This window comes from Pseudoxanthomonas sp., assembly GCF_002863005.1.
Classification (GTDB): domain Bacteria; phylum Pseudomonadota; class Gammaproteobacteria; order Xanthomonadales; family Xanthomonadaceae; genus Pseudoxanthomonas_A.
Genome location: NZ_PKDG01000034.1, coordinates 1 through 2539, shown reverse-complemented (window position 1 = coordinate 2539; position 2539 = coordinate 1). Strand labels below are relative to the sequence as shown.

Below are 2539 nucleotides of genomic sequence, written 5' to 3'. Positions count from 1 at the left end.
GAGCACCTGGTGCTGGTTGTCGAGAAACACGACGGCGAAGATTTCGTTCGGCTCCGCGACCAGTTTCAGGCGCAGGTAGTCGCGCACGGCGGCGGGACTGCCCAGCGCCGGACCGGCCTTGAATACGCGGTTCTCCAGCAGGGTGATGGCCTGCCGGATGATCCAGTCTTCGTGCTGGGCGGCGATCAGGGTGAGCGACTCCGGGCGGGAGTCGGCGATGACAAGAGACATGGCGAACCTCCAATGGATGAGATCGGAGGGCGCCTGCCCCTGGAGGGCAAACCCTCCTGGGGACGTTGGGGATGGAACAGGTGACGAGCGGGCATCCGCCACCGCGGATGCGGTGGCTGTTCGCGTCAAGGGATGCGATGCGAACGGGTTTCGATCAACGCGGACGAGCCGCGCCGCAGCCTTGAAGATCGATGGCTACCTGGGCATGTCACCGGCAACGCCGGCGGGCATGTCTGGGGGATGGGCGGGTTCGGCCACGGTCGTGTTGCCGGCGGCGAGCAGGTCGATGGCCGACAGCAAGGCATCGCCTTCGACGGGACCGTGCAGCAGGAGGGTCTTGCCGGACTCGCGGTCGCGCAGTTGCAGGGCCGGCGTGGCCGCGATGCCCTGCTGTGCTGCTTCCACCGCCTGGGCACGGATGACCGCATCGGGGCGCTCGCTGTCGAGACAACCCTGCATGGTTGGTGTGAGGTCGGGATAGCGCAGGCCCTCCGGCAGGCCGTGGCCGTCGCCGCGGGTGTTCGAGTAGAGCCACGCCACGGCCTGCCAGAACGTGGCATGTCCGCCCGTCTCGCCCGCGCACTCGGCCAGGCGTGCCTCGGCAGTCGCGGCCGGCTCGTGCATGGACAGCGGCAGGTGGTGCCACTGCCAGTTCACCTCGGGATGGGCGTCGATCCAGCGCTTGAGCGCGGGGAAGTAGGCCCGGCAGTACGGACACTCCAGGTCGGCGTACCCGACCACCGTGAAGCGCGCATCGGCACGGCCATACAGCCAGGGCGGGCCGGCCGGTTTCGACGCTTCGGACCCGGCGGCGGCCAAAGACATGGGCTCGGTTGCCGGATGCGGCGCGCGCAGCAGCATCCACGAGGCCACCGCAATCGTCGCCACGATCAGCAGACCGATCCAGGGATGACGGCGGGCGAATGAAGGCAGGCGCATCGTGTCGCTGCCGTCAGGCCAGCGTGTCCAGCGCCAGGGGTTCGATGCCCCGCGCACGGTCGATCTTCTCGGCCACGCGGAAGGCGGCATCCAGCTCGCTGATGCCGTGCTGCTGCATCAACTGGAAGCGTTCGGCCTTCTCCTCGGGCTCGGTCATCGCCATCGCCAGGTAGAGGCTGGGCGGCACGGCGCGGAACAGCACTTCCATCGACTTGGACAGGATGACGCCCTCGCTGAACTTGCCGGCCTCCTTGCGTGCCGAGAGCATCAGCGCCTTCTGCGAAGCGTTGAGTTCGCGGAAGCGCGCGATCTTCTCGACTTCATCGGGCGGCATCGACAGGCAGATCCACCACTCGATCATGTTGAGCATGGGCTCGGCCGCTTTCGGCAAGTCGTCCAGGTTCTGTGTGGCGAGCCAGAACCAGGCGCCGAGCTTGCGCCACATCTTGGTGATCTTGACCACGTAGGGCGCGAGCAACGGGTTCTTCGTGATGATGTGGCCTTCGTCCGTCACGTTGATGATCGGGCGGCCCAGGAACTGGTCGCGCTCGGCGATGTTGTTGACGGTGTTGATGAGCGAGATGTAGGCGATCGAGAGTTGGGCGTTGTAGCCCTCGCGCGCAAAGGTGGCCAAATCCACGATGGTGATGTCCGCCTCGGGCCACGGCGTGCCTGACCGATCGAACATCTCGCCGTCAACGCCCTGGCAGAACATATCCATGGCGTCGGCCATCTCCAGCAGTCGTGCGCGCCGCATCTCCGGCAGCGTGGCGTCGCGGGCGCGCTCGCGCAGCGCGTCGCGCACATCGCGCGTGAGCACCGTGCGCCTGTCCGCCACGCAATGCTGTGCCGCATCGAGAATGCACTGGCGGATCAGGCTGCGGTCGGCGCGCGTCATGCGCGCTTCTTCCTTGTCCTCGCCTCCGGTGATCATCAGTCGTGCAGTGATCTCCAGCTCGCCGAGCACGTCGCGCTGCTCATCACCTTCCACGGCCATGCCGGCATCGGGCTGGTCTTCGTCGAGCGCATCGGCGTCCAGCGTCTGTACCTGGCTCGGCGTATCGACCAGGCGCCAGGCGTCGGCGAACGGAGCCAGACTGACGCCCGCGCCCGGCGCGAGCTTCACGCGATGCACGGTGAGGCCCAACCGTGCCGCGAAGTCGCCGAACAGGCCGAAGCTGTTGCCCGCCTCGACGATGAACAGGCGCGGCCGATAGATCGCCGTCACCTGATTCAGGATGTTGTTGAGCGTCGCGCTCTTGCCCGAACCCGTGGGGCCGAACAGGAACAGATGCGCGTTCATCTGCCGGTCGAGGCGGTTCAACGGATCGAAGGTGATCGGACCGCCGCCGCGGTTGAAGAACGTGAT

2 protein-coding genes and 1 pseudogene are annotated in these 2539 nt (G+C 66.8%); all 3 read right to left on the bottom strand.

Annotated elements, in window-relative coordinates:
• Positions 1-231, bottom strand: a pseudogene (locus CYU89_RS13345) (DNA repair protein RadC); the annotation flags it as partial.
• A 195-nt stretch (positions 232-426) separates the two neighbouring features.
• Entirely contained in the window at positions 427-1170 is a 744-nt protein-coding gene (locus CYU89_RS13340) for a thioredoxin domain-containing protein (protein ID WP_073652009.1), read from the bottom strand.
• 13 nt (positions 1171-1183) lie between these two features.
• Positions 1184-2539: conjugative transfer ATPase (locus CYU89_RS13335; protein ID WP_296281673.1), on the bottom strand; the 1356-nt coding region annotated here is incomplete at its 5' end.